We start from the raw sequence: 26,879 nt of genomic DNA, 5'->3' as shown, positions 1-26,879 counted from the left end.
ATGTTATACAAAATTATCAAACGGATGCTTGATGAAAAACATCTTACTCGCAATAACTGGCGCTAGCCCACAAGTTGTAACCGAAACCTTATACGCACTTCACACTGAAGGTAAAACTTTTCCAGACGAAATGTTTGTTATTACCACAACAAGCACCAAAGCAATGTTGATGGAAGGCTTATTTGATAATGGACATTTAGCTGCATTACAACAAGAACATGGCTTACCAGACTTAAGATTCGATGAATCACATATTTGGCTTATTGAAGATGAAGATGGTAATCCAATCGATGATGCCAAAACAATTGACGATCAAACCTATATGGCTGATTTTATTACTCATAAAGTCTTTGAATTAACCAACCAAGAAGAGGTAGCAATACATGCATCTATTGCTGGTGGTCGTAAAACTATGGCATTTTATTTAGGTTATGCCATGTCATTGTTAGGTCGCCCGCAAGACACATTAAGTCATGTATTTGTGAACGATGAATTTGAATTTGTAAAAGATTTTTATTATCCGACCAAAACAACTAATTGGATCACAGGTAAATTTGGTAAAGGTGAGTTAGATACAAGCCAAGCCAAAATAACTTTAGCCGAAATTCCTTTTGTAAGAATGCGTCAATCAGTAGATCCACAATTGATAACGTCTATGGGGGAAGCATCCTTTAGTCAAACTGTTGCCACCATGAATTCAACTCATAGTAAGTCACTAGTTTTAGATCTATATCAGAAGGCCAAAACAATTTCCGTTTCAGGAGTTGATATTAAGCTTACCGCGAAAGAGTTTTCATTTTACATATGGCTCCTTAAATTAACAAAAAGCAATAATAATGGACTTATTGTTGATCGAAAATTCGAAGATAACACCGACGCTTCCTTTGGATTTCTAAATGAATGCAGCAAAGTAGGCACCGATATTAGAGTTTTTAAAGCATTTAATATTGAGCCAGAAGATTTTCGTGATGGTGATCTACAAGGTTTAAGTGCAATGGAAAGAGCCTTTGTCCAACAAAATCGATCCGCTATCAATACAAAACTTAGAAAAGCACTACCTTCAGGGTTAGTAAAAAAAATAGAGATAGCTTCAGACAAAGATGGTCATAACCAAAAGTACTATGTTGCTGCTGTTATTGAAGATATTGAAATTAATTTGAAGTGAATACTTGGTTGCTAATTAAGATGTAAGCTATTGATCTCAAATGACTGGTGCTGCTACTATTTTTAAATAAGTAGAACAGGGGTTTAGATGTAAGTTGTTGTATTTATGTTGATTGTGTCGTTTTAGTGAGCATTCTTGAGGGGGCTGTGCGTCTACAAATTAAGTAGGATTATTTCTCTAAATTATGGGCGCTCAAATTCTGTGTCAGCTTTGAGTAAAATGGTTACATTATCCACTGTTTTTTGTAATTCAGACAGTTGTTTAACAGAACGGTTTTTCTACTCAATATGAAACCCTGATACATTGGAATACACTATGCAAAACCTCCTAGCTCTATGTGTCGAATGTATTTAATCACGGCATCTGCTTGACCTTTTTTGCAAATTTGAAATGCAGTTTTACCGCCAAATGCTGAAATGGCTTCAGATTCAAACCATGCAGTAGCTTCAATATCTGAGCCAGCCCAAGCAAGTAATGTAGAAAATAAGTATGACTTCTCATTTTCGTCAAAGAACTCCCCACAACACCGCGTTAAGTTTTGACAATTAGATTCATCACGCTCTAGCTCCATTATTAACTCCCTATTATTTACAAATATCGCCAAATAATCGACTATTTATGTTATATTAAAATCATAGTCAAAAACGATCGGTAAATCAAAGTTTAAGTTATTGAATTAAAAGTGTTTAAATGCGTTAATATAACACTATATTGATAAAGGGGATATTGATTAAAAGTCCATGCGATTCGCATGAACTTTTGTTTGTCATAATAGAGTTCCTTTCTAATTATGTTTAAGTGATTGCAACCAACCGTTTATATCAGCACTAACCCAGCGTTTTGAACGTGCTCCAATAGTGATCATTTTGGGTAAACGACCATCATTGATCATCCTCCAGATGGTTACTTTACTGACCTTTAGCTTTCTTGCTAATTGATCTTGCGTGATAAATTCTTCTTCGAAATACATGTGACCTCCTGTCTACTACTGCATATTTCAAAAACTATATTATCCCAAAATATATTTTTATTTCGTTTATTTTACATTAATTGGTTATTTCTTTGTAAGTTGTTGTTTATACGAGGTTATGCGTTTAATGATGTGTTTCCCGGATTTTATGGTGATGAAAGGGTGCTGTTGTTGGGTTGAGGAATAGTGAAAAAATGATTGTTTTAGAGAATAAAATGAAGAAATATTCGATTGGTTTGTTAAGTGTAGGTTTTGGTATAGGTTTTTTGCTGTGGTCTTCTGTTTGTCTCTATTTATAAGGTGTCAACACTGACGCATCATTGGGGTGTGCGAGGAGAAATCACTTTCTTTTAAAGGTTTATTCATACTATTTGATGGTCTCTTATTCTTCTTTCGGGCTAACGTATATATTGGACTTGCTGTTTTAAATTTTATCAAAACAAATCGGCTATTAGGAGGTTCTAATTTAGTTTTTATGTATCTGGCATTATGGTGCTTTAACCGCTTAAAAAACAAATAAATGTTATTTAGAGTAAGCAAGCTGGCTAGATCTAATTCTACAGTAATTACTGCGCTTGCTGCAAAGCGTTTAAATACAATTATTGCTTAAAGTTTATAAGCTAAAAACCGTGTGAAAAGATTGAATTATTACTGTTGATGGGGTTTGACAATTTATAGCATTATAATAGGGATAGTAGTTATAGAAAGGTTTTAATCAAGGGGCGCAAACCCCTATATCAGGTAGAACCAGAGTAAAAGTTAAAATAATTCAATTTCATCTTCTTCGCAGTTAACTTTATCTAACAGTGCTTTTTTAAAATCAGCTAACGCCTCTTCAATAGGCATACCAGCGATAACTTTATCAAACATATTACGCTCTTCTTTCATCGTATATTTACTTCGAATAGATTCTTGTAATGCTCGCCATTCGACAGGAGAATAAAGCGCCGCAGGGTCCGTTATTAATGTTGTTAATGCACCTAAACTTTGACTTACATGGTCAAGGCGTTGTGTTAATTTATCGTAAAATTGAAAAGCTATAATTGCTGAATGGACTTTATCTAATGCGGTTGTGGTTGAGCCTTCAATGATGAGCTTTAATTTGCCAACATCATCACCATCATCCTTGTCTTTCATTTGTAATATTGAGGACTGAATATCACTTAAATTTGTGGCCAGTCCAGTAAATGAGGCAGAAAGCGTTTCAATAGAAGAATTGCCCTCGCTCATTGAACCGTCAATTTGCGCGACAGCGAGATTTAACATCAATACGGTTTCTTTCAGTTGGCTCCAATCTAGATCGGGACGTAATGCCGTTGAACCTGATAATATGCTCATGGTGCTCCTTTAACTTACTATAGATGTACGTAGGTTGTGCTTCAACGAAATATATTTGAGTATAGAAGTAATCTATTGAGTTGCATGATTTATATTAATTATACTTTCGTATTTATAATGTTTGTTAGTGAAAGTATTTTTCGGAACAGGGTTAGGCCTTTAATAATAAGGAAAAATGTTGTGAGTCTAAGAGATTAATGGTGAAAGGGATTTTGTGGAAGTAATGATGAAATGCTAACACTTTGAGTCTTAGCACTTCCTAAGCGGTTAATAATGGAAGAGGCGAGATTTATTATCGCGCCATCCATGTAGTAAACAGTGACCAAGCAACTAACCACATAACTAAAGCTATAATTATATCTATGGTCATTTTTACTTTTGGTCTGCTTAATTGTTTTGAAAGTTTAGCTGCGCCAAATGCTAAACAACTAAACCATGTTAATGATCCAAAAACACAGCCAATCAAAAAGTACACTTTCACTTCATCAGAATATTGACCACCAACACTACCAATAACCATAACGGTATCAATATAGGCATGTGGATTTAAGAACGTAACCGCTAAAGTTGTTAGGAAAATAATCTTTGCTGATTTCTTTTTCAAAACGGTATCAGTTGTATTCTTGCTTTGTACAAAAGCCGACTTCATTGACATTAAACCATAGACACTTAAAAACAAGATACCGCCCCAAGTGAGCACGTTGAACAAAGTGGCATTACGGGATAGTAAAATACTTCCGCCAAGTACACCCATACTTATTAATAAAGCATCGTAAAGTACAAAAAGAGCTGCAGTCATTTTATGATGGTTTTGATGAATACCTTGATTGATGAGCATAGAATTTTGTGTGCCTATCGGTATGATCATGCTTAATGTTAGGGTAAAACCTTTTGCTAGAACTAATAAGCTCATAATGGTACTCGATAATTTGTCTGGGAATTTGATAAGCGCTAGTTTGCATTAATTCTCTATTTAAATATAATTAATAATAATTAACTATCATTAGTAAAACTTATGAGGGGTTTTGATAAAATATGGCAAATTTTGATTATAAGCTTTTAGCTGCACTAGCCGAAGTCATTGAGCTACAGAGCTTTGAGTTAGCAGCACAAAAATTATTCATCTCACAATCAGCAATATCTCAACGCATTAAGGCGTTAGAGGAGCATGTTGGCCAACCGGTTCTTATTCGTAATCAACCCATTGTTGCAACACCGGCAGGGGAACAATTGCTAAGTCACTTTAAAAAAGTGAAACAACTTGAACATGAATTGCTACCACTGTTATCTCCGGATAAGCCAATAAAGCCGATGAAGATATCTTTAGCGGTTAACGCAGATAGTATTGCCACATGGTTTATCGATGCGATTACTCCTGTACTTAAAAATCATTTAGTTGAATTGAATTTAATTATTGAACATGAAGAGAGAACCTTAGACAAGTTACGAAGCGGCCAAGCAATCGGCGCGGTAAGCGTTATTGAAAAACCCTTAAAAGGTTATCGCTCTTTCAAGCTTGGTGAGATGGAGTATTGCTTGGTGGCGAGTGAAGGTTTTGCAGCAAAATATTTTCCCAAAGGAGTGAACCAGAGCTCATTAAAAATGGCGCCAGCGATAAGTTATGATCATAAAGATGATATGCATGTACGCTATATAGCAAAGCACTTTAGTTTGGCCGCCAGTGAATATTATTGCCACAGTGTTCGTTCATCAGAAGCATTCGTAGCGCTAGTTAAGCAGGGGGTAGCTTATTGTTTGTTACCCAAATTACAAATTGAAAAAGAATTAACTACAGGTCAGTTAATAAACTTATGCCCAGAAAATGAATTGGTAGAAACCCTGTATTGGCATAGCTGGGTGCTGGTCAAAGGAGTTAATAAGAAGATTTCCGAGCAAATTGTTAGTATAGGTCGTGAAAAACTAGCTCACTAACCTTTTGGCAACTTATAGTGCTTGCGTAACATAAAGTGACTGTTTATATTGTTTTGTTACCAAGACTTATTATTTGAGCGTTTATTGACTTACTCATCTTTACAACAGCAGCAAAGTAAAGCATTAAAGACATCAAAAGCTGTCGTTATTCTGACGAGTTTTCTAATCTTAATCTTGTTGATATCACAATCTTTTTCCGCGAATAAAATTCACCACAGTTACCAAGAGTCATTGATGGATTCAGTAACGGATCGTATCCTTTCTGACTATCAAGAGTATTTCACTCATCTTCGTTTAGAAATAGATCTTTTCCAACAAAAACAGTTAAATGCCATTGAACAATTAGAGAAAAAATCAGGTGACGTTTCGCAGCAAGAGTATATGCAAGTATTAACATCGTTACGAAACGATATAGATAATACCCGTTTATTCGCCTTGATAGATCAAAACGGTCAAGGCAGTTTAAAACACATAACAGGAAGCTTTTTACCTGATTGTGAAAATGAAATAGCGACAACTATTGCAGATGGGGCACAAAATAAATTATTTTTACACCGAAGTAAAAGTAGTATTCATTTTGATTTACTACAACCATTAGCCACTACATCTGGAGCGGGCTCATTTTTCTTTGTCGCTTTTAATCCCGATATATTAACTGATATTTTAACAAAATATCAGTTACCGCATCAGCAACTTTTTTTAATGCGAGCGGATCTTCTTGGAGAAGTAGAACTCACCACTGAGAAATATGATAGTAATTATAACGAATTGATTTTGGGCGAAGAGCTCAGTTCTTTTAATTTTGTTAAAGTAATTCCACATACGCGTTGGCAGTTAGCTATCCGCTTATCTCCTAAATACAGTAACGATTTATATCGGCAAGGTTTGATTAAAGCAATACTCATCTGGGGATTGTTGACGCTCTTTATTTACGTTTTTTACCGCCAAAAAAAGCATAGTTTACAAAAACAGCTGAAAGTGGAACAGACATTAGTTTATGTAGATAACCATGACCAACTAACAGGTTTAGCAAATAGGGTGAATTTCGATAGGCAATTATCAGAACATATTGAAGCGAATCGTTTACTTGCTCATAACTCAATTAATGCAAATACCATAGTAAATAATCAAGTAGGTGTAGTTATGCACATCGACTTAGATAAATTTCAAGTGATAAATAATAGTCTTAGCTATGCGGTTGGTGATAAATTTTTACATCAAATATCAATAGGACTAAAAGATTTCCTTCCTGATAATGCCATTATAAGTAGACTAGGTAATGATGAATTTGCTGTGTTATTGCCTGAAATGTTATTTAGTGAGGCTAAAGACTTTGCTCATAATACTCGTTTAGAAATACAGAACATTCGCATTGAGGAACTTGAACAAAACACACACATCACTGCCAGTATTGGGGTGATTATTTTAGACCATTCTATTTTTGATGCTCAACAAGTGTATTCATCCTTAGGTCAAGCGGTTAGATTAGCAAAAGAAAAAGGTCGCAACAGAGTACAAGTTTATCAAAGTGACGATGAGCAATTAGTTTTGCATGCGAAAGAAATGGAGGCCTTACATGATGTTGCGGAAGGCTTAAAAGAGAATCGTCTTTTATTATATCGACAAGAAATCAAGTCGCTTAATAAAAAACGTAATTCACACTATGAAGTGCTCGTTCGGATGAAAAATGCACAGGGAGTATTTGTACCACCTATTCACTTTATTCCCGCGGCAGAAAAATACGGATTAATCAGACAAATAGATCAGTGGGTCATTGAGCATACCTTTAAAATGCTTGCTTCTCAGCCGGATGATAATACAAGTTACAGTATCAATCTATCTGGTGTTACGATTGCCGACCGCGATATTTATAGTCAGGTAATTAAGTTATTTGATCAATACCAAGTACCTGCCAATCGAATTTGTTTTGAGATAACTGAAACATCTGCTATCCGCCATATAGACTCTGCATTATATTTTATTAATAAAATGAAAAAATTTGGCTGTAGCTTTTCATTAGATGATTTTGGTAGTGGTATGTCATCATTTAGCTACTTACAAAAGCTACCTGTGGACATAATAAAGATTGATGGTATTTTTGTTAAAGATATGGACACAAATGCGATCAACCGTGTTTTTGTTGAAAATATTAAACGTACTGCCGATGCGATGAATAAAAGAACTATTGCAGAATTTGTTGAAAACTCGGTGATTGAAGAAATGCTTATCGACATTGGTATTGATTATGGGCAAGGCTACCATATTCACAAACCTGAACCTTGGTTTGAGGTGAGCTAATAATAAACTAACCTATAATAGACTGTTGTTGATGGGATGGTTCAATCGGTAGCAAAAAAAGCACTGTTCTAACCCTCAACGATAAACAGTGTTTTCCCTCAAGGCTTACCTTCTAGTCAATGTGTTGTGGCAATATCATAATAAAATATTTCAAGATGTGCTCCACTCACCACCAAAAAAATATCAAGACGTAACTGTCTAAAAAGTTTAATTTTAGCCAAAATAGATTCCCCCCTATGATACAGGTTAAATCGCACAGCCTTATAAAAAATATAAAAGTTAAAATCAGTCAAATAAATATAAATAATTGAATAGTAACTTTTTACAATAAAATAATAAAAAGTTATTAACTGTTAAATTATTCTTTTATATCAGGCATTTAAAAGTACCAGCTCTTTGTTTTTTTCACAGTTAAAATAAAAAACGATAAAAAGCTTGATACTGTACGACTATACAGTATACTTGTCTCATCAAAACGAAACCATAAACAAGAACTAGCGATTTAGAGTCGCGGAGCAACTATGAAAGACGATAAAGATAAAGCACTATCAGCAGCCTTAGCCCAAATTGAACGTCAATTCGGTAAAGGTTCAATAATGAAGCTTGGTGATAATACCACCATGGATGTAGAAACTATTTCTACGGGTTCATTAGGCTTAGATATCGCATTAGGTGCAGGTGGATTACCACTAGGCCGTGTTGTTGAAATTTATGGTCCAGAATCTAGCGGTAAAACTACGCTTACTTTAGAGGTTATTGCTGAAGCACAACGTAATGGTAAAGTTTGTGCCTTTATTGATGCTGAGCATGCCCTTGACCCTGTTTATGCTGAAAAATTAGGCGTTAACATTAATGAGTTATTAATATCGCAACCTGATACTGGTGAGCAAGCATTAGAAATTGTTGATATGTTAACGCGCTCTGGTGCAATCGACGTTATTGTAGTCGACTCTGTTGCCGCGCTTACACCTAAAGCTGAGATTGAAGGCGATATGGGTGATTCACATATGGGCTTGCAAGCACGTATGTTGTCACAAGCGATGCGTAAGCTTACCGGTAATTTGAAAAAATCGAATACCATGCTTATTTTTATTAACCAAATTCGTATGAAAATTGGTGTTATGTTTGGTAGCCCAGAAACGACTACTGGTGGTAATGCGTTAAAATTTTACGCTTCAGTACGTTTAGACATTCGTCGTATTGGCGCAGTTAAAAACGGTGATGAAATCGTTGGTAATGAAACACGAGTGAAAGTTGTTAAAAACAAAATTGCTCCACCGTTTAAACAAGCTGAATTCCAAATTTTGTACGGCGAAGGCATTAACAATTTAGGTGAGTTAATTGAACTAGGCGTTAAACATGGTTTTGTAGAAAAAGCGGGTGCTTGGTATAGCTGTAATGGTGAACGAATTGGTCAAGGTAAAGCGAATGCTGCAAAATATTTAGACGAACATCCGGAAATGGCTAAAGATGTTGATACTAAATTACGTGAAATGTTTTTAACAAAAGCAGTTGTGACTGAAGAGAAAAAAGAAGAAGCAGTAGTAGTAACTGAATAATTAGCACAAGTTTTTCCTTAGTAAAACTTAGCGACAAAAAAACGTAACCTTAGACGTAAGGTTACGTTTTTTTATGTCTGCTATTTAGTAATATTTTAGTAACTAGTTACTAATCAATAGTCATACTTATTGGACTTTGAGCAGTGAGGTTATATGTACAGCAGCAAACGTTATGAGTGATCGTGTCCACAACCGCCTTCACTATGCACGTGACCATGCTCAAGTTCATCCGCAGTAGCTTCACGAACTTCGATAATTTCAACGTCAAAGCTTAAGTCTAAACCTGAAAGTGGGTGATTGCCGTCAACAGTAATTTCGTCATCTTGGACATCAATAACAATAACCGTTTGCTCGCCATCATCAGTGGTTGCACGTAATTGAGTGCCAAGGGAAAGATCATCAACACCAGCAAGTACTTCTCTAGGAACCGTTTGAACATAATCATCATGTCTTTCACCGTAAGCATCTTCACATGCAACGGCAACTTCAAATTTATCACCCGCTTTGTGATCGATAAGGGCATCATCTAAGCCAGGGATTAAATAACCGGTACCTTGAATAATAGACATTGGCTTATCTTCGTATGAGCTATCAATTAAAGTGCCTTCGTTATCAGATACGGCATAGTGCATAACAACGACATTATTTTTAGCTATTTTCATGTTTATTCCTAGTGATTTTAAGTATTGAGATTATTCAGCTACAAGAGTATAAGGTAAAGCTTGATTTGTTACTACCGAATCAACTTGAGAAGCAATGCGCAGTGAGGGGAGATCTCCATCGTTAGCCAATACCGCTTGCATGACACAACTGCCATCATCGGCTTGATAATGGGCTAGTATATCGCCACCTTTTCGCCAGTTTTCACCTAATTGCTTTTCAATTACGTCATCCGATTGAAAAGGTTGCTCAAGTTGTGCTTTTAAGCAAAAAAGGGCACGCTTATTTTTTCCCAAATATTGCATTCTAGCGACAGTTTCTTGACCTAGGTAACAGCCTTTGGTGAAACTTATGCCATTAATTGCTTGTAAATTCAGCATCTGCGGCACGTAATGACCACTAGTGCTTGTTGATAGAATTGGAAAACCTTGAGTTATCTCTAATAAATTCCATACTGCTTGAGAATAGGTTGGCAGAGCTAATTTCTGGACTAAAGATTTAATAGTCACTTGCTCATCAATAATGATGTATCTAGGCTGATCACCACAGATGTACACTAAGCTAGTTGTACCAACTTGAACCACAGGGCTTAAACTATCTGGGACTTGTGAGAATTCTTGTTGTAACAAGGTATTTGCTTGCTCACCAACTAAAGCAATAAAGCTTAAATCTTCAATCGCATCAATGGTAACTTTAGCGAATACACCAAATTTTCTCAGTTCTTTAAGTGAACTTTCTATACTGGCTTTAGGTTGTAATAATAAATGCGCAGAAGAGCGATTGATTAATCGAAAAACGGAAAAAACTTTTCCTTTGGCATCGCAATGAGCACCGACAAGTAAGTTTGATTCTGTGCTGTTGTTAACATCACAAGTTACTTGTCCTTGTAAATAACTAGTTTGTTCTGCACCAGATAAAGATATTGCCCCAAAGTCGCTAAGTTCAATAAGGTAGGTCTCTGGTAGTTGTGTTAGAGATGGTAATTGTGTGCTGGCGATAATTGTCATAATGAACTCTATGAAAAAGCGTGGGATTAGCTATGCTTAATATATTTAAGGTTAACTATAGGATAGGGGCGAAAAGAGTAAAAACAACTACTATGGTAGATTTAATTAGTGATAATGGCTGTTTTGTATAGCTGTGACTTGAGAGTTATTGTTACAATGTCGACGTAAAATTTAATTGCGTTAATCTACACTATTGATTAACGGTATCAATCAATAAGGGGTACTTATGTCAGGTAACGAAGCTTCAAGCAACACAGTGACAAATAATGAAAACTCGACTAATCTCTTAAAAGTCAATAAGGCTCGCTTAAAGTGGGCATGTCGTCGCGGTATGTTAGAGTTAGATATGTTGTTTATTCCATTTGTTGAAGAAGCATATGATGACTTATCAACGAAAGATCAATTCACTTTTGAACGTTTACTTACCGGCCAAGATCCTGAGTTATTTGCATGGTTTATGGGACATGAAATTTGTGAAGATACAGAGCTCAACGCCATCGTTCAATTTATACTCAAACGCGTTAAAGTATAATATTAATGTAAGAGAGTCTCGATATAAACTGGTCGGTTATAGCGCTTTAGGAATATTCATTTTCTTAGTTATTTTGGTTAGTTTTACTTTTTATTATATCCTGGCTCAAACTGTAGCTGTAGTAAGCATTATTTTTCTTAGTTTATTGTTAACAGTGAGTAATGATAAACCCTTCACCAACTCATTAATTTTAACGAATACGGGTAATATTCATTTTAATAACGAGCAAGTAAGTTATCAACTTTTATCTGATAGCCGACTCAGTTTTATTGGCTGCTGGCTAGTTATGATAAAGGATGTTCCTTTACTCTCTCCACGTATCAATGTATCCGAAACTATCCCTAAACTAGTATTTATTTTCAGGGATAGTATAAATAAACAAGATTACTCCCGTATTGCCAGAGTGATAAAACAATTAGAATAGTTTCTTTTTCTGTTTTCTCTTTATTAATACGGTTGGTTGAGCCGTTTTATGAAGTCGGCGTCAGTATTGTTGGCTCAACAATTGTTAATAACTCAGGATAATCCAAGGTATAGTGTAAACCTCTACTTTCTTTTCGTTCCATAGCACATTTTATTATTAGCTCTGCAACTTGCACCAAGTTTCTCAACTCAAGTAAGTTATTACTCACTTTAAAATTTTGATAATAATCTTCCATCTCTTGCTGTAGTAATTCAACACGATGTAATGCACGCTCTAGACGTTTAGTTGTGCGAACAATACCAACATAATCCCACATAAATAATCTAAGCTCATGCCAGTTATGCTGAATAACAACTTCTTCATCTGAGTCGGTTACGCGACTGTCATCCCAATGTGGAAGAGTTAAAATACGATTGTCTTGTATTAAAGTTTCACTAATCTCTAGGGCTGCAGCGCGAGCAAAAACAAGGCACTCAAGCAAGGAGTTACTTGCTAAGCGATTAGCCCCGTGTAAGCCGGTGTATGACATTTCACCAATAGCATAAAGTTGATTAACATCGGTTTTACCCTGTTTATCAACCATGACTCCACCACAGGTATAATGTGCGGCAGGTACAATAGGAATAGGTTGTTTAGTGATATCAATACCCAAAGACATGGTTTTTTCATAAATCATTGGGAAGTGTTGTTTGATAAAACTGCTGGGCTTATGGCTAATATCCAGATACATGCAATCTGCACCTAAACGCTTCATTTCATAATCAATAGCACGCGCGACAATATCACGAGGTGCTAGCTCTGCGCGCTCATCAAAGGCGGGCATAAAACGACTACCATCAGGGCGTCTTAATTTAGCGCCTTCACCACGAAGTGCTTCCGTAAGCAAAAAGGTGCCAGCAGAAGGGTGAAATAAGCAAGTAGGATGAAATTGATTAAACTCCATGTTTGCTACCCGACAACCTGCACGCCATGCCATAGCAATACCATCACCACTGGCTACATCTGGATTCGAAGTATATTGATAAACTTTACTCGCACCGCCTGTGGCTAAAATAGTTTTTTGGGCATAAATACTTTCAACTTTTTCAGTATTTCTATTCCAAATATAGGCGCCTATGCATTTCTTGGGTTTTTTACCTGTTGTGCTTGACTGACAAATTAGGTCAATAGCATTAAAACGCTCAAATATACGAATACGAGAATGTTGCTTTACTTGATCCGCTAAAGTGGTTTGGATTGCTTGTCCTGTTGCATCAGCGGCATGCAATATTCTGCGGTGACTATGTCCGCCTTCGCGAGTTAAATGATAACGGGTTTCGCCCGTATTGCTCTGCTCTTTATCAAAGGCAACACCTTGGTCAATTAACCACTCCAAACAAGATTTTGCATTTTCTGTAGTAAATTGCACAATCTCTTCGTCACATAGACCGGCACCTGCAATAAGAGTGTCTTCAACGTGAGCGGCGACACTATCATTTTCATCAAATACTGCAGCAATGCCACCTTGGGCATAAAAAGTTGACCCTTCGTTTAATGGGCCCTTGCTTAAAATGACAACATCAGCACTTTTAGCTAAATGCAGAGCCAAAGTTAAACCTGCGGCGCCACTACCAATGATTAAAACATCACAATTGTTTTGTTGAGTCATACTTTTGGATTAAGTTCGGCTATTAAGGCGAATATTTAAGTAAAGAAGTTTCAGGTATTCTATAATACATAGGTATAAGCCGCCAGATAATTGCGTTTAATTAACGCTTGAGTACACTCTGGTAATTAATAATATCATTGCTTAATAAGTCCATAAGTCTAATTATTAAAAAAGATCACAAATAAAAAGAACTTTTTTGAAAAACATTAGTCCTACTTTATGCGTTTGTTACGAGGCAATGGAAAATATGAGTACAAATCAATTGTCAGTGTTAAAAGATATGGCTCAAAAGAGCGAACCAAATATAGATCAACAATTAGTTGAGCGGGTTCAGCGTGGTGATAAAAATGCGTTTAATTTACTGGTAACGAAATATCAGCACAAGGTTGCAAACCTAGTAAGTCGCTATGTTAAAAATCATAGTGATGTACCTGACATTGTCCAAGAAGCTTTTATTAAAGCATATCGAGCATTACCTAACTTTAGAGGTGATAGTGCTTTTTATACTTGGTTGTATCGGATTGCTGTTAATTGTGCAAAAAATCACAGTGTAGCATTGGGTCGAAAGCCACCAAGTAATGATGTCGAAATCAGTGATGCGGAACTTTATGATACAGGTGGTGCCCTGCGAGAGACAGCATCACCAGAGAAAATATTACTTACAGCTGAAATTAAAAAAGTTATTTTTAGTACTATGGAATCACTACCGGATGATCTGCGCTTAGCCATTAACTTTCGAGAAATCGAGGGCTTAAGCTACGAAGAGATTGCTACGATAATGGAGTGTCCTGTAGGCACCGTACGCTCGCGAATTTTTAGAGCGCGTGATGCAATTGACAAGAAGATTAGACCCTTGTTGCAAAAAAATAATTAAGTCATTTGTGAAAGCAGAAATTAACTAAGTTTTATTAAGGTAAAATATGAGTGAAATTAAATCAGAGTCAATATCTTCATTAGTCGATAATTACTCTCCATCAACAGATGATAGTGTTAGTGCGCATTTAGTTGATAATATGCTCAAGGATGAACACTTATCAAGTACATGGCAAAACTATCATTTAATAGGTGATGTATTGCGAGATGAAGTGCCACAATCATTGCAGTTAGATTTAAGTAAAACAATTTCAGCTGCCATTGCGCAAGAAGCAACGATATTGTCACCTAATTCGTCAATGCAGGCATTTTCGCAGAGTGTATTACAAAACAATGATTCATCTTCTGGTAAGGGCATTACTGGCGATAAAATTGAAGAAGAGAAAAGTAATAATCGTGTTATTGATGCAACGAGCCGTTTTAAAGCAAAAATATCCGCTTTAGTTAAGCCGATGGGACAGGTCGCTATAGCTGCTTCTGCTGCCGCTTTGATGATTGTTGGTGTTCAAAATAATGTTGCCAATAATGAGATTACACCAAGCCAAGTAGTACAAACTGTGCCTTTAACTGGTTATGCTAATCCAGTTAGCTTTAGTGTTCAATCTGCTCAACCAGAGCAGAGTTTTCAAAGTAAGCAACAAACGCAGCAAGCAATGAATGAGCAGATAGTTGCTGAAAGAGTTGCACAACAACGTCGATTACAAGCACTGCTAAAAGATCATAACCAACAAGTGAAATTAGGTAGTAATATACAATAGCTTGATTGGCTGAATTAGTTGATAATTAACCTTTCAGCCATCACCTACGAGAATATATGAAATTATCAGCACTTCTTTTATTGCTGTTTAGCTTTAATGTATCAGCTATAACTGCTGATACACAGTCCGCTAAGCTTTGGCTAGAGCGACTCTCTCAATCATTACGTCAACTTAATTTCACTACCTCTTTTGTGGTGGTTAAAAACAACCAAGCAGAGCCTTATCATTGGTTGCATGGTATTGGTGATAAGGAACAAGAGTTAGAGATATTTACTCGATTAAATGGACCGCGACGTGATGTCCTACGTCAAGGTGCGATTGTTAGTTATATTGAACCTGAACAAGAACCCTATTCACTTATTTCTAATGATATTCAGAGTCCAATTCCTGCGATATTTCGGGGTGAAATCACCAAGCTTGAAGAAAGTTACCGCTTCATTTCTGTTGGCCGTAGCCGAGTTTTGGGACGTGTTGCTCAACTAGTACGCATTGTCGCAAAAGACAAATATCGCTTTAGTTATTGGCTTTGGCTAGATCAGAAAACAGGTTTACTGCTAAAAATGGCGGTACTGACACGTCAAGGACAGCTACTAGAGCAAATTCAATTTACTCACCTTGAAGTGAGTGAGCAATTATCAGATAACTTAGCGCAACTACAGTTAACTGAACTACCTAATATTATTCAGGTAACTAGTCAAAAACAAAACAAAGTACTCTCATGGCAGGTCGATTGGTTGCCACCGGGTTTTGCTGTAATAAAATCAAATCAGCATAATCTAAATACTTATAATCGTGGTGACGATAAAGCGGTTGAGTTTATGTTGTTTTCTGACGGCTTAACTGAAGTCTCGGTCTACGTTAACCCTAGCAAAGAAACATTTAGAGCAGCTGAATATGCTAGTGATGGCGCGACAATGGTATTTAACCATATACTGCAGGGAGTAGAAGTTGGTATTGTTGGTGATATCCCCTTAGCCACAGCTATAAAAATGGCAGAATCAATTGTCCCAGCAAAGGTTGATGATATCAAAGATGACTCCCCGCACTCGGTAAGAGAAAAATAAGATGATAAAAGAACTCGCTAATGTTGTTGCAATTGATGCAGGGCAAGTTACTGTTACAAGTCAAATAAAATCAACTTGTAGTGGTTGTGCACAACTTGATACTTGTGGTAGTGGGCAAATTGCTAAAGCATTACCGCAAGCTAAACTGACCCTAACTTTACCTTATGATATTAATATAATAGGAAAGGAGTTAAAACAGGGCGATTGTGTGGTGTTAGCTTTACCTGAAAAGCATATTTTATCGAGTGCAGGTCAAGTTTATTTATTACCTCTACTTGGCTTAATTACTTTTTCTGCTGTTGGGCAGTGGTTGTTAAAACAACAAATATTACCCCATGAACTATATGCCTTAGGGTTTGGAGTTACCGGAGGATATTTAGGTTATAGGCTGGCTAAATTTCAGCAAAAAGAAGGTCTGCACAGTGAAAAATTACAACCTAAAATTATAGAAGTTATTCCTTCGACAAACCTCGGTAAATAAAGTCTTAGCCTGTTACGGCTTGAAACAAAAGATATCTGAACAAAAGATAGCCCCAAGGCAGTAAATTCGTTAAAATCACGCCATTATATTATTTTAACGCCCTTTATTTGACTGCCTTTTATGAAAAATATTCGAAACTTCTCAATTATTGCCCACATCGATCATGGTAAATCAACACTATCTGACCGTTTAATTCAGCATTGCGGTGGCTTACAAGAGCGCGAAATGGAAGCGCAAGTACTTGATTCAATGGATATTGAACGAGAACGTGGTATAACAATTAAAGCGCAGAGTGTAACGTTAGACTATAAAGCGAAGGATGGTGAAACTTACCAACTGAACTTTATCGACACGCCAGGACATGTAGACTTTTCTTATGAAGTATCACGTTCATTAGCCTCATGTGAAGGCGCACTACTAGTTGTTGATGCTGGCCAAGGTGTTGAGGCGCAAACAGTTGCTAACTGTTATACCGCACTTGAAATGGATTTAGAAGTTTTACCCATTTTGAATAAAATTGATTTACCTCAAGCTGACCCTGAGCGTGTCTGTGAAGAAATTGAACATATCATAGGTATCGATGCAACCGATGCGGTAACGTGTTCAGCTAAAACAGGTGTTGGTATTGAAGATGTTTTAGAAACGATTGTTAAAAATATACCGCCCCCTAAGGGCAGTGTAGATGAACCACTACAGGCGCTAATTGTTGACTCATGGTTTGATAATTACCAAGGTGTTGTTTCACTGGTTCGTGTTATCAATGGTGAAGTTAAAAAAGGCGATAAAATGCTGGTCATGTCGACCGGACAAGTTCATCAAATTGATAAAGTTGGTATATTCACACCAAAACAAAAAGATACCGGTGTATTAAGAGCTGGCGAAGTAGGTTTTATTATTGCCGGCATTAAAGAGATTCATGGTGCACCAGTAGGCGATACCATCACTATCAGTAAGAGAGAAACTGCAAAAGCTTTACCAGGCTTTAAAAAAGCGCAACCACAAGTTTACGCCGGTATTTTTCCTATTAGCTCAGATGATTATGAAAACTTCAGAGATGCGCTTAACAAGTTGAGCCTAAACGATGCCTCATTATTTTTTGAACCAGAAAACTCTTCAGCATTAGGTTTTGGTTTCCGTATTGGTTTTCTTGGAATGTTGCACATGGAAATTATTCAAGAGCGCCTAGCTCGCGAATATGATCTCGATTTAATTACCACTGCACCGACAGTAAACTATGAAATAGCTTCAACTAATGGTGATGTTATTTCTATAGATAATCCGGCAGATCTTCCTGCAATTAATAATATTGAAGAAATTCGAGAGCCAATCGTTCAAGCAAATATTTTAGTACCCCAAGAATATTTAGGCAACGTTATTACATTATGTATTGAAAAACGTGGTGTACAAAAAGATTTAATTTATCACGGTAACCAAGTTGCTGTTACCTATGAGCTTCCTATGGCTGAAGTCGTAATGGACTTTTTCGATAAGCTTAAGTCGACGAGTCGAGGTTATGCTTCATTGGATTATCATTTCATTCGCTTTGAAGCCGCAGACATGGTTCGTGTAGATGTCATGATTAATGGTGATCGCGTTGACGCATTAGCAATGATTACTCACAGAGCAAACTCGGTTGCACGTGGACGATTACTCGTTGATAAGCTTAAAGAGTTGATACATCGTCAAATGTTTGATATCGCCATTCAAGCCGCTATTGGTAATAATGTTATTGCCCGTACTACAGTGAAACAACTACGTAAAAACGTTACCGCTAAATGTTATGGTGGTGACATCAGTCGTAAGAAGAAACTTCTGCAAAAGCAAAAAGACGGTAAAAAACGTATGAAGCAAGTGGGAAATGTTGAAGTACCACAAGAAGCGTTCTTAGCCGTGCTTAAGCTAGATAGTTAGTTTAAGCCGTTAAGTTAATTTAAAAAGTAATGACAGTAAATAATTGCTGTCATTAAGTTTTAATTAATAGAATTTTAAAATAGGAATTGTATGGCCGTTTATTTTTCGATTATTTTAGTGATAATTACCGTATTAACAGGGATCGTTTGGTTTGCTGATAAGTTTTATTTAGCACCACAGCGCATATTAAAAGCTACCTTAGCGCAACTTTCAGCGAAAGAGGATTGCGCTGCAGAATTAACACCACAAGCCCTAGCAACGTTAACCGAGCCATCGCCTTTAGTGGATACTGCGGTACAAATCTTTCCAGTGATTGCCTTTGTCTTAATTTTACGGTCTTTTTTGTACGAACCTTTTCAAATACCATCGGGTTCAATGATGCCTACATTACTTGATGGTGACTTTATTCTTGTGAATAAATTCAATTATGGCTTAAAAGACCCTGTTGTAAGACACAAGTTCCTTGAAAACGGATTACCTGAACATGGTGATGTTGTCGTTTTTAAGTATCCACAAGACCCTAAAGTTGACTTTATTAAGCGCGTTATTGGCTTGCCGGGTGATCGGATTATTTACCGAAATAAATCACTTTATATTAAACGTGCTTGCCAAGAATCCGATGAGAAATGCCCTGGTTTTGAACAAATAAAACAAAATCTTGTTGGTCAATATACAGGACCAGATGCTGAATCTGGTATGAACCAATTTGAATCGAAAATGCTGAATAAAAGTCATCAGATACTAAATGATGAGCCAACCTTACCTAGAATATCTCACTATTTCCAACAATCAGGGACTGCTGCAGATGAGTTTTTGGTACCAGCAAAGCATTATTTTGTTATGGGCGATAACCGTGATAATTCTTTAGATGGGCGTTTTTGGGGCTTTGTACCTGAAGAAAACCTTGTTGGTGAAGCTGTTGCAATATGGATGAGTTTTGATTTCGATAGAAATGCAGATAGTTTCTTGCCTCAATGGTTGCCAACAGGTATTCGTTTTGATCGCATAGGCGCAATTATTTAACATGGCTACTTTTTTTACATGGCATAAAGAGTTATATCTTGAACGTTAATCCCCATAATCTCGCTAGATTAACCAAAAAGCTTGGTTATGAATTTAATGCCCCTTCATTGTTGGTCCAAGCACTTACGCACCGCAGTGCTAAAGGTGAACATAACGAAAGACTTGAGTTCTTAGGAGACTCAATTTTAGGTTTTGTTATTGCTGAAGCGCTTTATGATAAGTTCCCAAAACATGATGAGGGTGACCTTACCCGTATGCGTTCTAGTTTAGTTAAGGGAGTCACGTTGGCTGAATTGGCGCGTGACTTTAATTTGGGTGAATGCTTAATACTTGGGCCAGGGGAATTAAAAAGTGGCGGCCACCGTCGTGAGTCAATATTAGAAGATGCAATTGAAGCTATTATTGGTGCAGTGTATCTAGACTCAAATATTGAGCGTTGTAAAGTGCTTATATTAAGTTGGTTTGAGAAACGTTTGACTGTGATTAAGCCAGGTAATGAACAAAAAGATCCCAAAACACGGCTACAAGAATTCTTACAGGGAAGAAAAATACCTCTTCCTACTTATGAAGTGATTGACACTACGGGACAGTCACATAACCAAGAGTTTACGGTCCGCTGTGAAACCTCAGTGATAAGTGAAGTGGTTGTGGCTAAAGGAACGAGTCGTAGAAAGGCAGAGCAACAAGCTGCACAGCAGATACTTGCCATAATTGAACAAGAGAAAGAAGTGAAAATAAAGCCGTCAAAGCAAGCTAAATTAGCAAATTCCCGACATACTAAAAGTAACCTAAGCAAAAAAAGCAGCCTGAGAAAATAAATTATGCACAACGATACCTCAAATACCTATGCAGGCTTAATTGCTATTGTCGGTCGCCCAAATGTTGGTAAATCAACGTTATTAAATGCCTTATTAGGGCAAAAAATTAGTATTACCTCTAAAAAACCACAAACGACTCGTCATCGCATTTTAGGGATCTTGACTGAAGAAAATAGACAGGCAGTATTAGTAGATACTCCTGGTTTACACACAGAAGAAAAACGTGCCATAAATAGATTAATGAACCGTGCTGCAAGTAGCTCAATTGCCGAAGTTGAGTTAATCATGTTTTTAGTTGAAGGAACTCATTGGACAAAAGATGATGAGCTTGTGTTATCTAAAGTTAAACAAAGCGGTACACCTTGTATATTGGTGGTGAATAAAACAGATAACATACCAGATAAAGATGAGTTATTGCCTCACCTGCAAAAATTAGGCGAAATGCATGACTTTAGAGATATAGTGCCTATTTGTGCGACTAAAGGTCATGGCGTTGATACTATTCGTCAGTTGTGTTTAACAACCCTGCCTGAAGGCGTTTTTTGGTTCCCAGAAGATCACATTACTGATCGCTCTAGTCGCTTTATGGCTTCTGAAATTATTCGTGAGAAGTTAATTCGCTTTACTGGTGATGAGTTACCTTACTCTATCACGGTAGAGATCGAGCAATTTAAGATGGATGATAAGGGGATTATTCATATAAATGCGCTTATATTAGTTGAACGTGATAGCCAAAAACGTATGGTTATTGGTAATAAAGGTGAGCGTTTGAAAACCATTGGTCAAGAAGCCAGACGGGACATGGAGAGTTTGTTTGAGAGTAAAGTTTTCCTTGAAACCTGGGTTAAAGTGAAGTCAGGTTGGGCTGATGATGAACGAGCATTACGTAGCTTAGGTTATGGTGATGATTACTCAGGTTAGTAGGTGTACGGTAAATGATTGAACAAAACGCCTTTGTTTTGCATAGTCGACCGTACCGTGAAAATCAGCAAATAGTTGATTTATTAACAGAGCATGATGGAAAACTAACGGCTTTAGTTTATGTTGGTCAATCTAAGCGTTCTATTAAAAAAGGCTTAATTCAGCCTTTTTTACCGCTAAGATTACTATTAAAAGGCCAAGGTAATGTTAAGCAGATCACCCAAGTTGACTCTATTGCAAAGTCATATTCGCTGAAAAAACATAGCCTGTTTAGCTCTTTTTATATTAATGAATTGATGATTCGTTTATTAACAGAGCAAATTGCTTGTCAGCAACTATTTTTTCAATATCAAGCCACGTTGACCGCCTTAGCTCAAGGCGAAGAAATTGCCCCACATCTACGTTTATTTGAACTAGCACTGCTTGAAGAGTTAGGACTGTCATTTGACTTTAGTCCTGTATTTGAGCACGATGTTACATACTTTCATTATATCACCGAGCAAGGCTTTGTTCCTGTATATAGTACTTCCCCAAAAAACAGCGCCCAATGCTTCGATAGGACCCATTTACAAGCAATTGCTCAACGGGGATCTCTATACCAAAGCTCTTTATCTGAAAATAAAGTTGCAGAAGAAGTTAGTTATACTTTTAAGTTATTAATGCGACAGGTTATAAACCAGTTATTAGGGAATAAACCATTAAATAGCCGTAAACTTTTTGCAAATAAAGCATACAGTTGAGTTATTTATAACGTTAGAAAATATTCAATAAAATTAAAAAAGAGATTAAAAATGTCTGAATTATTATTAGGTGTAAACGTTGATCATATTGCCACTCTAAGACAAGCCCGTGGTACTAATTATCCTGATCCTGTCTATGCCGCCAGTGTTGCAGAACATGCTGGAGCAGATGGTATTACCGTGCACTTACGCGAAGATAGACGTCATATCCAAGACCGAGATATCTATGTCTTAAAGCAGACATTGCATACTCGTATGAACTTTGAAATGGCTGTCACGGATGAAATGATAGCGATAGCATGTGATGTGAAACCAGTTTTTTGTTGTTTAGTGCCAGAAAAACGTGAAGAGCTAACTACAGAAGGTGGCTTAGATGTTGTAGGGCAGTTAGATAAAATAACTAAGGCTACAGAACAGCTAACAGCAGCAGGTATTGCAGTAAGTTTATTTATTGATGCTGATAAAGCACAAATTGATGCTGCAGTTGCCAGTAAAGCGCCTTATATAGAGATTCATACTGGTCACTATGCTGACCTGACCTCAGAGGAAGAGCAGCAGATAGAACTTGAACGCTTAACCGTAGGTATTAAATATGCTCATAGCTTAGGGCTAAAAGTGAATGCGGGTCATGGTTTAAATTATTTCAACGTCAAGCCTATTGCCGCTATTAAAGAGATTATCGAATTAAATATTGGCCATGCAATAATTGCTAGAGCAGTTATTGATGGTCTAGATAAAGCGGTTCGTGATATGAAAAAATTGATGTTAGAAGCAAGATCTTATAATTCATAGTATTCATGTCCGTTACTATTCAAAGTAGGCTCTAAAAAATGTACCTTCAGCTAGAGCGAGTATTCAGTTCAAACTAGTACATTTTTAATAACGCATTTATTTGTTCATTTATTTGTTCATTTATTTTATCTTTGTATAAATTATAGTCTACACTATAAGGGATATAGTGCGGAAAGGACTCCGTAAAAATAAGTGAGGATAAATAATGCATACACAGATGAAACCAATGCTAGAGCGCAGAAGGGAAGCTCCAGAGCAGTCAGTTTGGTGGAATAAGTTATCATTAGCACAAAAATTCTCAGCGAGTAGCTTGGGGAAATTTGGCTATGAGCTGAAATTTGTTCGTAATGAAAATGGTCATAGTATAGCTGTACTACAATGTAGTGGCGGGATTGCAGTTATTTCTGAAGATGGTGATATAGATACGTCATCAAATATTATAATTCGCTAATTATACGTAAGTTAGTTATGAATAAATAATAATCCAAGTGATATTACATAAAAAAGCAACAGTATCTGTTGCTTTTTTTATGTAAGCTGAAGGTAAATATTACTTAATACCAAGTTGATTAAGTTCTTTCCCACTCAGCCAGAATTAAAAGGCTTAGAGGCAAGGCATTGATTGAAGAGAATGGTTATTCAGGAGAATAAGCTCCTGTATTCTCTAATAATCTGCATCCATGTATCGTCCTTATCAAAATCAATAACACAGCATGTAAACCTTTTAAACTCGCCCTCTGGGAGCTTTCTCGATGTTCACTAACATCGTTAAGTTTATTTGATTTAGAATGACTAAACCGAAACAAATTTGCCTTGTTATTGAACATCGAGCAGAGCTCTGAGTTGGGAAGAAATTTAATCAAATTGGTATAACCTAAACTCTTAATAGATAGTTAAAGCATGTAATTAAAATACTAGAATTATTGCAATAGCTCTAGCTTGATAAATTTTCATTATCCAAGGCTAATTTACGCGTCAATAGCTGGTCTATTACAAATAAATTTAACGCAGAAGTAAGTAAAAATGGCAGCTAGAGGAATATATATTAAGCAGAGTCCTGGTTACTTAGACTCATTTCTTTTAGTGCTTCAGGCACTGCAAACAGTACTTGCTCTATATGTTCGAAAAACTCTAAAAATTCAGGTTCAAGTTCTTCTAAATTTAATCCCATTTTCAGCTGGGTCTCTAATTGAATCGTAATCTTGGCTAAGTTGGGAGCCCCAGTATAACAACAAGCGCCGTTAAGCTTATGTACTAAACGCTTAATCAAAGCTATATCTTGAGCTTCAATTGCTTCACTGATATTTTGTTGAGTTTCAGGCAAACTCTCTATTAACCCTAGGAACATTTCTTTGGCTAAATCTGCTTTATTAGCACTGCGTTTTAGGGCTAAAGGCCAATCAATTACCTTGGTAAGTTGTTCTGTCTGATTCGAAGTGCTGCTTGATATTACTGGCACAGAAGGGCTTACTAGGTGATTAAAGTCACAATATTCATAAATAATATGTCGTAACATCGTTTCATCTATTGGTTTTGTCATATAGGCATTAAAGCCTTGTTGATACATTTTTTCTCTTTCACCACTTAATGCATGTGCAGTAACCGCTATGATAGGAGTATTTTTATTATTATTATCTAACTGCTTTATTTCTTTTAGCGCGCTGATGCCATCCATAACAGGCATTTGAATATCCATAAAAATTAAAGAAAAGGTTTCAATTTTACAAAGTTCTATCGCTACTAAGCCATTGTCGGCTACAACGACCTCCGCCACTTGTTCTAACAGCAGTGCTTTAATTAATTTTAAGTTAGCTTCATTATCATCAACAGCTAATACTTTTATTGGTAATATTTTTCCGATGGGTGCATTTAGCGTGAGTCTTTCTGACTTAGCTTCTATAGCGGGCTGTAATACTCTACTTAAGCTGCTTGAGGTTAATGGTTTACTCATACAACTAACCGCACCACTAGCAATTAATGCCTCCTGTAAGCTTGGAGAATTATTATTTAAAGCTAAATGTATATTACTAGAAATAGGCATTAACAGTGCGATGGTTTTTTTGAGATCACTTAATGCTGTAGCTGTCTGGTTATGGCCAATAAGTGCATAATCAAAGCCTCGTTTAGCTTGGCTACTATGGGAAAGTACTTGTGATAATTGATGCCTGTTTATTACACTAGTAACGCGCATTTTCCAATGCTTTAATATATTTTTGGTTGCTTCACGACTGTGATCATTTTCTTCGAAGTAGAGTACCGTCTTATTTGCCAAGTGCTGGTTATCTAACTCCAACATTAATGGCATAGAATTAACTTCACATTGAAAAGTAAACCAAAAACTAGAACCGTGATTTTTTTCACTGGTAAAACCTATATCGCCAGTCATTTCTTGTGCAAGTCGCTGACAAATGACTAAACCAAGACCTGTACCACCATATAAGCGCGTGATACTTTGGTCAGCTTGGGTGAACGCATCAAAAATAGTTCTTTGCTGGTTAATGGTCATACCGATACCCGTATCGTTAACCGTGACTTTTAACTTTATATTTTTTTGATTTACTTCTTCACTGGTAATATCTACAGCAACACAGCCTTGTGGTGTGAATTTTATCGCATTGCTGATCAAATTGGTGATAATTTGCTTAATTCGCATTGTATCACCGACAAGTGAATCGGGTAATTCTTGTGGGATATTGATAGATAATTCAATATTCTTTTTATGGGCAGCGGGTGCTAATAAAATTAGGGTATCTTCAATAGACTCTCTTAAAGAAAAAGGAATATTTTCAATAACCATTTTGCCGGCATCAAGTTTGGAAAAGTCAAGAATATCATTAATTATTGTCAATAAGTTGTTTGCTGAACGATCAATGGTTTGCAAATAATCCCGCTGATTTTCAGTGAGTGGTGTTTTCAGTACTTGTCGAGTAAAGCCAATTACACCATTGAGTGGTGTACGTAACTCATGACTCATATTAGCTAAGAACTCTGACTTCACCTTATTGGCTTCTTGTGCTTTACGCTTAGAAATACTAAGTTCGACGTTCTGAATTTCAAATTGCTCTAAACTTTCACGTAAATCTATGGTGGCTTGATCTATACTGGCATGCATTTCATTTTGGTAACTGTCGAGTGATTGTGCCATGGCATTAATGCCATTCTTCAAAAAATTAAGCTCGCCAATGAGTTGGCCACTGACTCTACTTTCCAGTTTTCCTTCTCTAATACGTTCAATTGCTTGTACCATAGAGTTAATAGGCTTGGTTACTTTTTTAATAAGCCTGATTGCAAAGATAGCGCTAAGTAAAGAGCCGAGTAAAGCAAAGGTAAAAGCAACTATGAATTGGCTTTGTTGTTGAAAGTTTAGGTGATTTTTATCAATTTGCATGGCTATATAGCCAATAATTACAGGTTTTGAGTTATTGAACGCAGAATTATATTGTGAACTAGCCGTTGCAGTAAAGTTTGCATTAGATTGAGAGTTATAGTTTTCATCAATAATAGGTGTTCTAAAAATTATATAATCGGATAAAGATTGAATAGTCGTGTGGCTTGGTAATTCTGCTCCAGCTTTTAGTCGCATTAGATTCGTATCACCATGATATGCACTAGTAACAAAAACTTGATTATCTTCAGTAAAAATAACAATGCTTTTAACAATGCTTGATTGATTGCGGTGAGTGAAGCTTATTAGTTGACGCAGTTTATCTCTGTTCTTGTTTAGTAATGGGTCTTTACTTGCAATTGCAATCGGTTCAATGATGCTTTTTGCGCGTTGTTCAAGGAAATCATTTAGTTCAACAGAACGGCTATAAGAAAAATAACTGGCTAAACCAAAACCGATCAGAGTGGTTGGAATGATAGTGAGTATGATAACCCAGTCTTTCAGGCTTATTTTATGCATTTTTTTGTTGAACTTTTTTGATAAATTTAGGGTAAAATACCCACTGAAATAATGAGCTATC

The 26,879-nt window shown here is 36.5% G+C and carries 25 protein-coding genes; 17 read left to right on the top strand and 8 right to left on the bottom strand.

Annotated elements, in window-relative coordinates:
- Positions 1-31 precede the first annotated feature (31 nt).
- Positions 32-1,165, top strand: coding sequence for a CRISPR-associated ring nuclease Csm6 (csm6, locus tag CXF71_RS18390; protein WP_101234392.1), 1,134 nt, complete (start codon positions 32-34; stop codon positions 1,163-1,165).
- Positions 1,166-1,478: 313 nt separating this feature from the next.
- On the opposite strand, the gene CXF71_RS18385 is transcribed toward csm6, so the two are convergent.
- From CXF71_RS18385 to CXF71_RS18370, 4 genes are all read right to left on the bottom strand, one after another.
- Positions 1,479-1,736 carry a hypothetical protein gene (locus CXF71_RS18385; RefSeq protein WP_101234391.1) on the bottom strand — a complete coding sequence of 86 codons (258 nt, stop codon included), beginning with the start codon at positions 1,734-1,736 and terminating at the stop codon, positions 1,479-1,481.
- Positions 1,737-1,949: 213 nt separating this feature from the next.
- Positions 1,950-2,135 carry a helix-turn-helix transcriptional regulator gene (locus CXF71_RS18380; protein ID WP_101234390.1) on the bottom strand — a complete coding sequence of 62 codons (186 nt, stop codon included), beginning with the start codon at positions 2,133-2,135 and terminating at the stop codon, positions 1,950-1,952.
- Between the two features lie 759 nt (positions 2,136-2,894).
- A complete protein-coding gene (locus CXF71_RS18375) occupies positions 2,895-3,473 on the bottom strand; it encodes a hypothetical protein (protein WP_101234389.1) in 579 nt (192 codons plus the stop codon).
- A gap of 292 nt (positions 3,474-3,765) precedes the next feature.
- Entirely contained in the window at positions 3,766-4,386 is a 621-nt protein-coding gene (locus CXF71_RS18370; RefSeq protein WP_101234388.1) for a LysE/ArgO family amino acid transporter, read from the bottom strand.
- A gap of 122 nt (positions 4,387-4,508) precedes the next feature.
- Here CXF71_RS18370 and CXF71_RS18365 point away from each other — a divergent pair, with 122 nt between their 5' ends.
- The 3 genes from CXF71_RS18365 to recA all read left to right on the top strand — a co-directional run bounded on the left by CXF71_RS18365 (position 4,509) and on the right by recA (position 9,262).
- Positions 4,509-5,405 (top strand): ArgP/LysG family DNA-binding transcriptional regulator, encoded by an 897-nt coding sequence (locus tag CXF71_RS18365; protein WP_101234387.1) that lies wholly within the window; start codon positions 4,509-4,511, stop codon positions 5,403-5,405.
- 84 nt (positions 5,406-5,489) lie between these two features.
- On the top strand, positions 5,490-7,703 hold the full coding sequence (locus CXF71_RS18360; RefSeq protein ID WP_157826792.1) for a putative bifunctional diguanylate cyclase/phosphodiesterase: 2,214 nt from the start codon (positions 5,490-5,492) through the stop codon (positions 7,701-7,703).
- Positions 7,704-8,224: 521 nt separating this feature from the next.
- Complete coding sequence (gene recA, locus CXF71_RS18355; RefSeq protein WP_101234385.1) at positions 8,225-9,262, top strand: recombinase RecA; 1,038 nt, start codon at positions 8,225-8,227, stop codon at positions 9,260-9,262.
- Between the two features lie 170 nt (positions 9,263-9,432).
- Here recA and CXF71_RS18350 read toward each other — a convergent pair whose 3' ends face one another.
- Positions 9,433-9,924, bottom strand: coding sequence for an FKBP-type peptidyl-prolyl cis-trans isomerase (locus CXF71_RS18350; protein ID WP_101234384.1), 492 nt, complete (start codon positions 9,922-9,924; stop codon positions 9,433-9,435).
- Between the two features lie 30 nt (positions 9,925-9,954).
- Positions 9,955-10,929 (bottom strand): tRNA-modifying protein YgfZ, encoded by a 975-nt coding sequence (gene ygfZ, locus CXF71_RS18345; RefSeq protein ID WP_101234383.1) that lies wholly within the window; start codon positions 10,927-10,929, stop codon positions 9,955-9,957.
- A gap of 226 nt (positions 10,930-11,155) precedes the next feature.
- Between ygfZ and CXF71_RS18340 the strand changes: the two genes are divergently transcribed.
- Positions 11,156-11,461: an FAD assembly factor SdhE gene (locus tag CXF71_RS18340; RefSeq protein WP_101234382.1), complete on the top strand. Its 306-nt coding sequence runs from the start codon at positions 11,156-11,158 to the stop codon at positions 11,459-11,461.
- Positions 11,462-11,615: 154 nt separating this feature from the next.
- Complete coding sequence (locus CXF71_RS18335) at positions 11,616-11,885, top strand: hypothetical protein (RefSeq protein ID WP_157826791.1); 270 nt, start codon at positions 11,616-11,618, stop codon at positions 11,883-11,885.
- A 46-nt stretch (positions 11,886-11,931) separates the two neighbouring features.
- Here the strand turns inward: CXF71_RS18335 and nadB are convergent, their stop codons facing one another.
- Positions 11,932-13,533 (bottom strand): L-aspartate oxidase, encoded by a 1,602-nt coding sequence (nadB, locus tag CXF71_RS18330; protein ID WP_101234380.1) that lies wholly within the window; start codon positions 13,531-13,533, stop codon positions 11,932-11,934.
- Positions 13,534-13,780: 247 nt separating this feature from the next.
- Between nadB and rpoE the strand changes: the two genes are divergently transcribed.
- The 11 genes from rpoE to CXF71_RS18275 all read left to right on the top strand — a co-directional run bounded on the left by rpoE (position 13,781) and on the right by CXF71_RS18275 (position 23,365).
- Positions 13,781-14,407, top strand: a complete 627-nt coding sequence (rpoE, locus tag CXF71_RS18325) for an RNA polymerase sigma factor RpoE (RefSeq protein WP_198559913.1) — start codon at positions 13,781-13,783, stop codon at positions 14,405-14,407.
- A 46-nt stretch (positions 14,408-14,453) separates the two neighbouring features.
- Positions 14,454-15,164, top strand: a complete 711-nt coding sequence (locus CXF71_RS18320; RefSeq protein WP_101234379.1) for a sigma-E factor negative regulatory protein — start codon at positions 14,454-14,456, stop codon at positions 15,162-15,164.
- 56 nt (positions 15,165-15,220) lie between these two features.
- A complete protein-coding gene (locus CXF71_RS18315) occupies positions 15,221-16,228 on the top strand; it encodes a MucB/RseB C-terminal domain-containing protein (protein WP_101234378.1) in 1,008 nt (335 codons plus the stop codon).
- A 1-nt stretch (position 16,229) separates the two neighbouring features.
- Positions 16,230-16,709: a SoxR reducing system RseC family protein gene (locus CXF71_RS18310; protein WP_101234377.1), complete on the top strand. Its 480-nt coding sequence runs from the start codon at positions 16,230-16,232 to the stop codon at positions 16,707-16,709.
- Between the two features lie 120 nt (positions 16,710-16,829).
- Positions 16,830-18,620 (top strand): translation elongation factor 4, encoded by a 1,791-nt coding sequence (lepA, locus tag CXF71_RS18305; protein ID WP_101234376.1) that lies wholly within the window; start codon positions 16,830-16,832, stop codon positions 18,618-18,620.
- A 90-nt stretch (positions 18,621-18,710) separates the two neighbouring features.
- Positions 18,711-19,643: a signal peptidase I gene (gene lepB / locus CXF71_RS18300; RefSeq protein ID WP_101234375.1), complete on the top strand. Its 933-nt coding sequence runs from the start codon at positions 18,711-18,713 to the stop codon at positions 19,641-19,643.
- A 38-nt stretch (positions 19,644-19,681) separates the two neighbouring features.
- Positions 19,682-20,461, top strand: a complete 780-nt coding sequence (rnc, locus tag CXF71_RS18295) for a ribonuclease III (protein WP_101234374.1) — start codon at positions 19,682-19,684, stop codon at positions 20,459-20,461.
- A gap of 3 nt (positions 20,462-20,464) precedes the next feature.
- Entirely contained in the window at positions 20,465-21,382 is a 918-nt protein-coding gene (gene era / locus CXF71_RS18290; protein ID WP_101234373.1) for a GTPase Era, read from the top strand.
- 14 nt (positions 21,383-21,396) lie between these two features.
- Positions 21,397-22,122, top strand: coding sequence for a DNA repair protein RecO (gene recO, locus CXF71_RS18285; RefSeq protein WP_101234372.1), 726 nt, complete (start codon positions 21,397-21,399; stop codon positions 22,120-22,122).
- 51 nt (positions 22,123-22,173) lie between these two features.
- Positions 22,174-22,914: a pyridoxine 5'-phosphate synthase gene (gene pdxJ / locus CXF71_RS18280; protein WP_101234371.1), complete on the top strand. Its 741-nt coding sequence runs from the start codon at positions 22,174-22,176 to the stop codon at positions 22,912-22,914.
- Between the two features lie 205 nt (positions 22,915-23,119).
- Complete coding sequence (locus CXF71_RS18275) at positions 23,120-23,365, top strand: hypothetical protein (protein ID WP_101234370.1); 246 nt, start codon at positions 23,120-23,122, stop codon at positions 23,363-23,365.
- Between the two features lie 594 nt (positions 23,366-23,959).
- Here CXF71_RS18275 and barA read toward each other — a convergent pair.
- Positions 23,960-26,818, bottom strand: coding sequence for a two-component sensor histidine kinase BarA (barA, locus tag CXF71_RS18270; protein ID WP_101234369.1), 2,859 nt, complete (start codon positions 26,816-26,818; stop codon positions 23,960-23,962).
- Between the last annotated feature and the right edge of the window lie 61 nt (positions 26,819-26,879).

Origin of the sequence: Colwellia sp. 12G3 (genome assembly GCF_002836775.1) — a bacterium.
Taxonomy (GTDB): Bacteria; Pseudomonadota; Gammaproteobacteria; order Enterobacterales; family Alteromonadaceae; genus Colwellia.
Note: the sequence above shows the minus strand (reverse complement) of the source record. Positions and strands in the feature narration are given on the sequence as shown.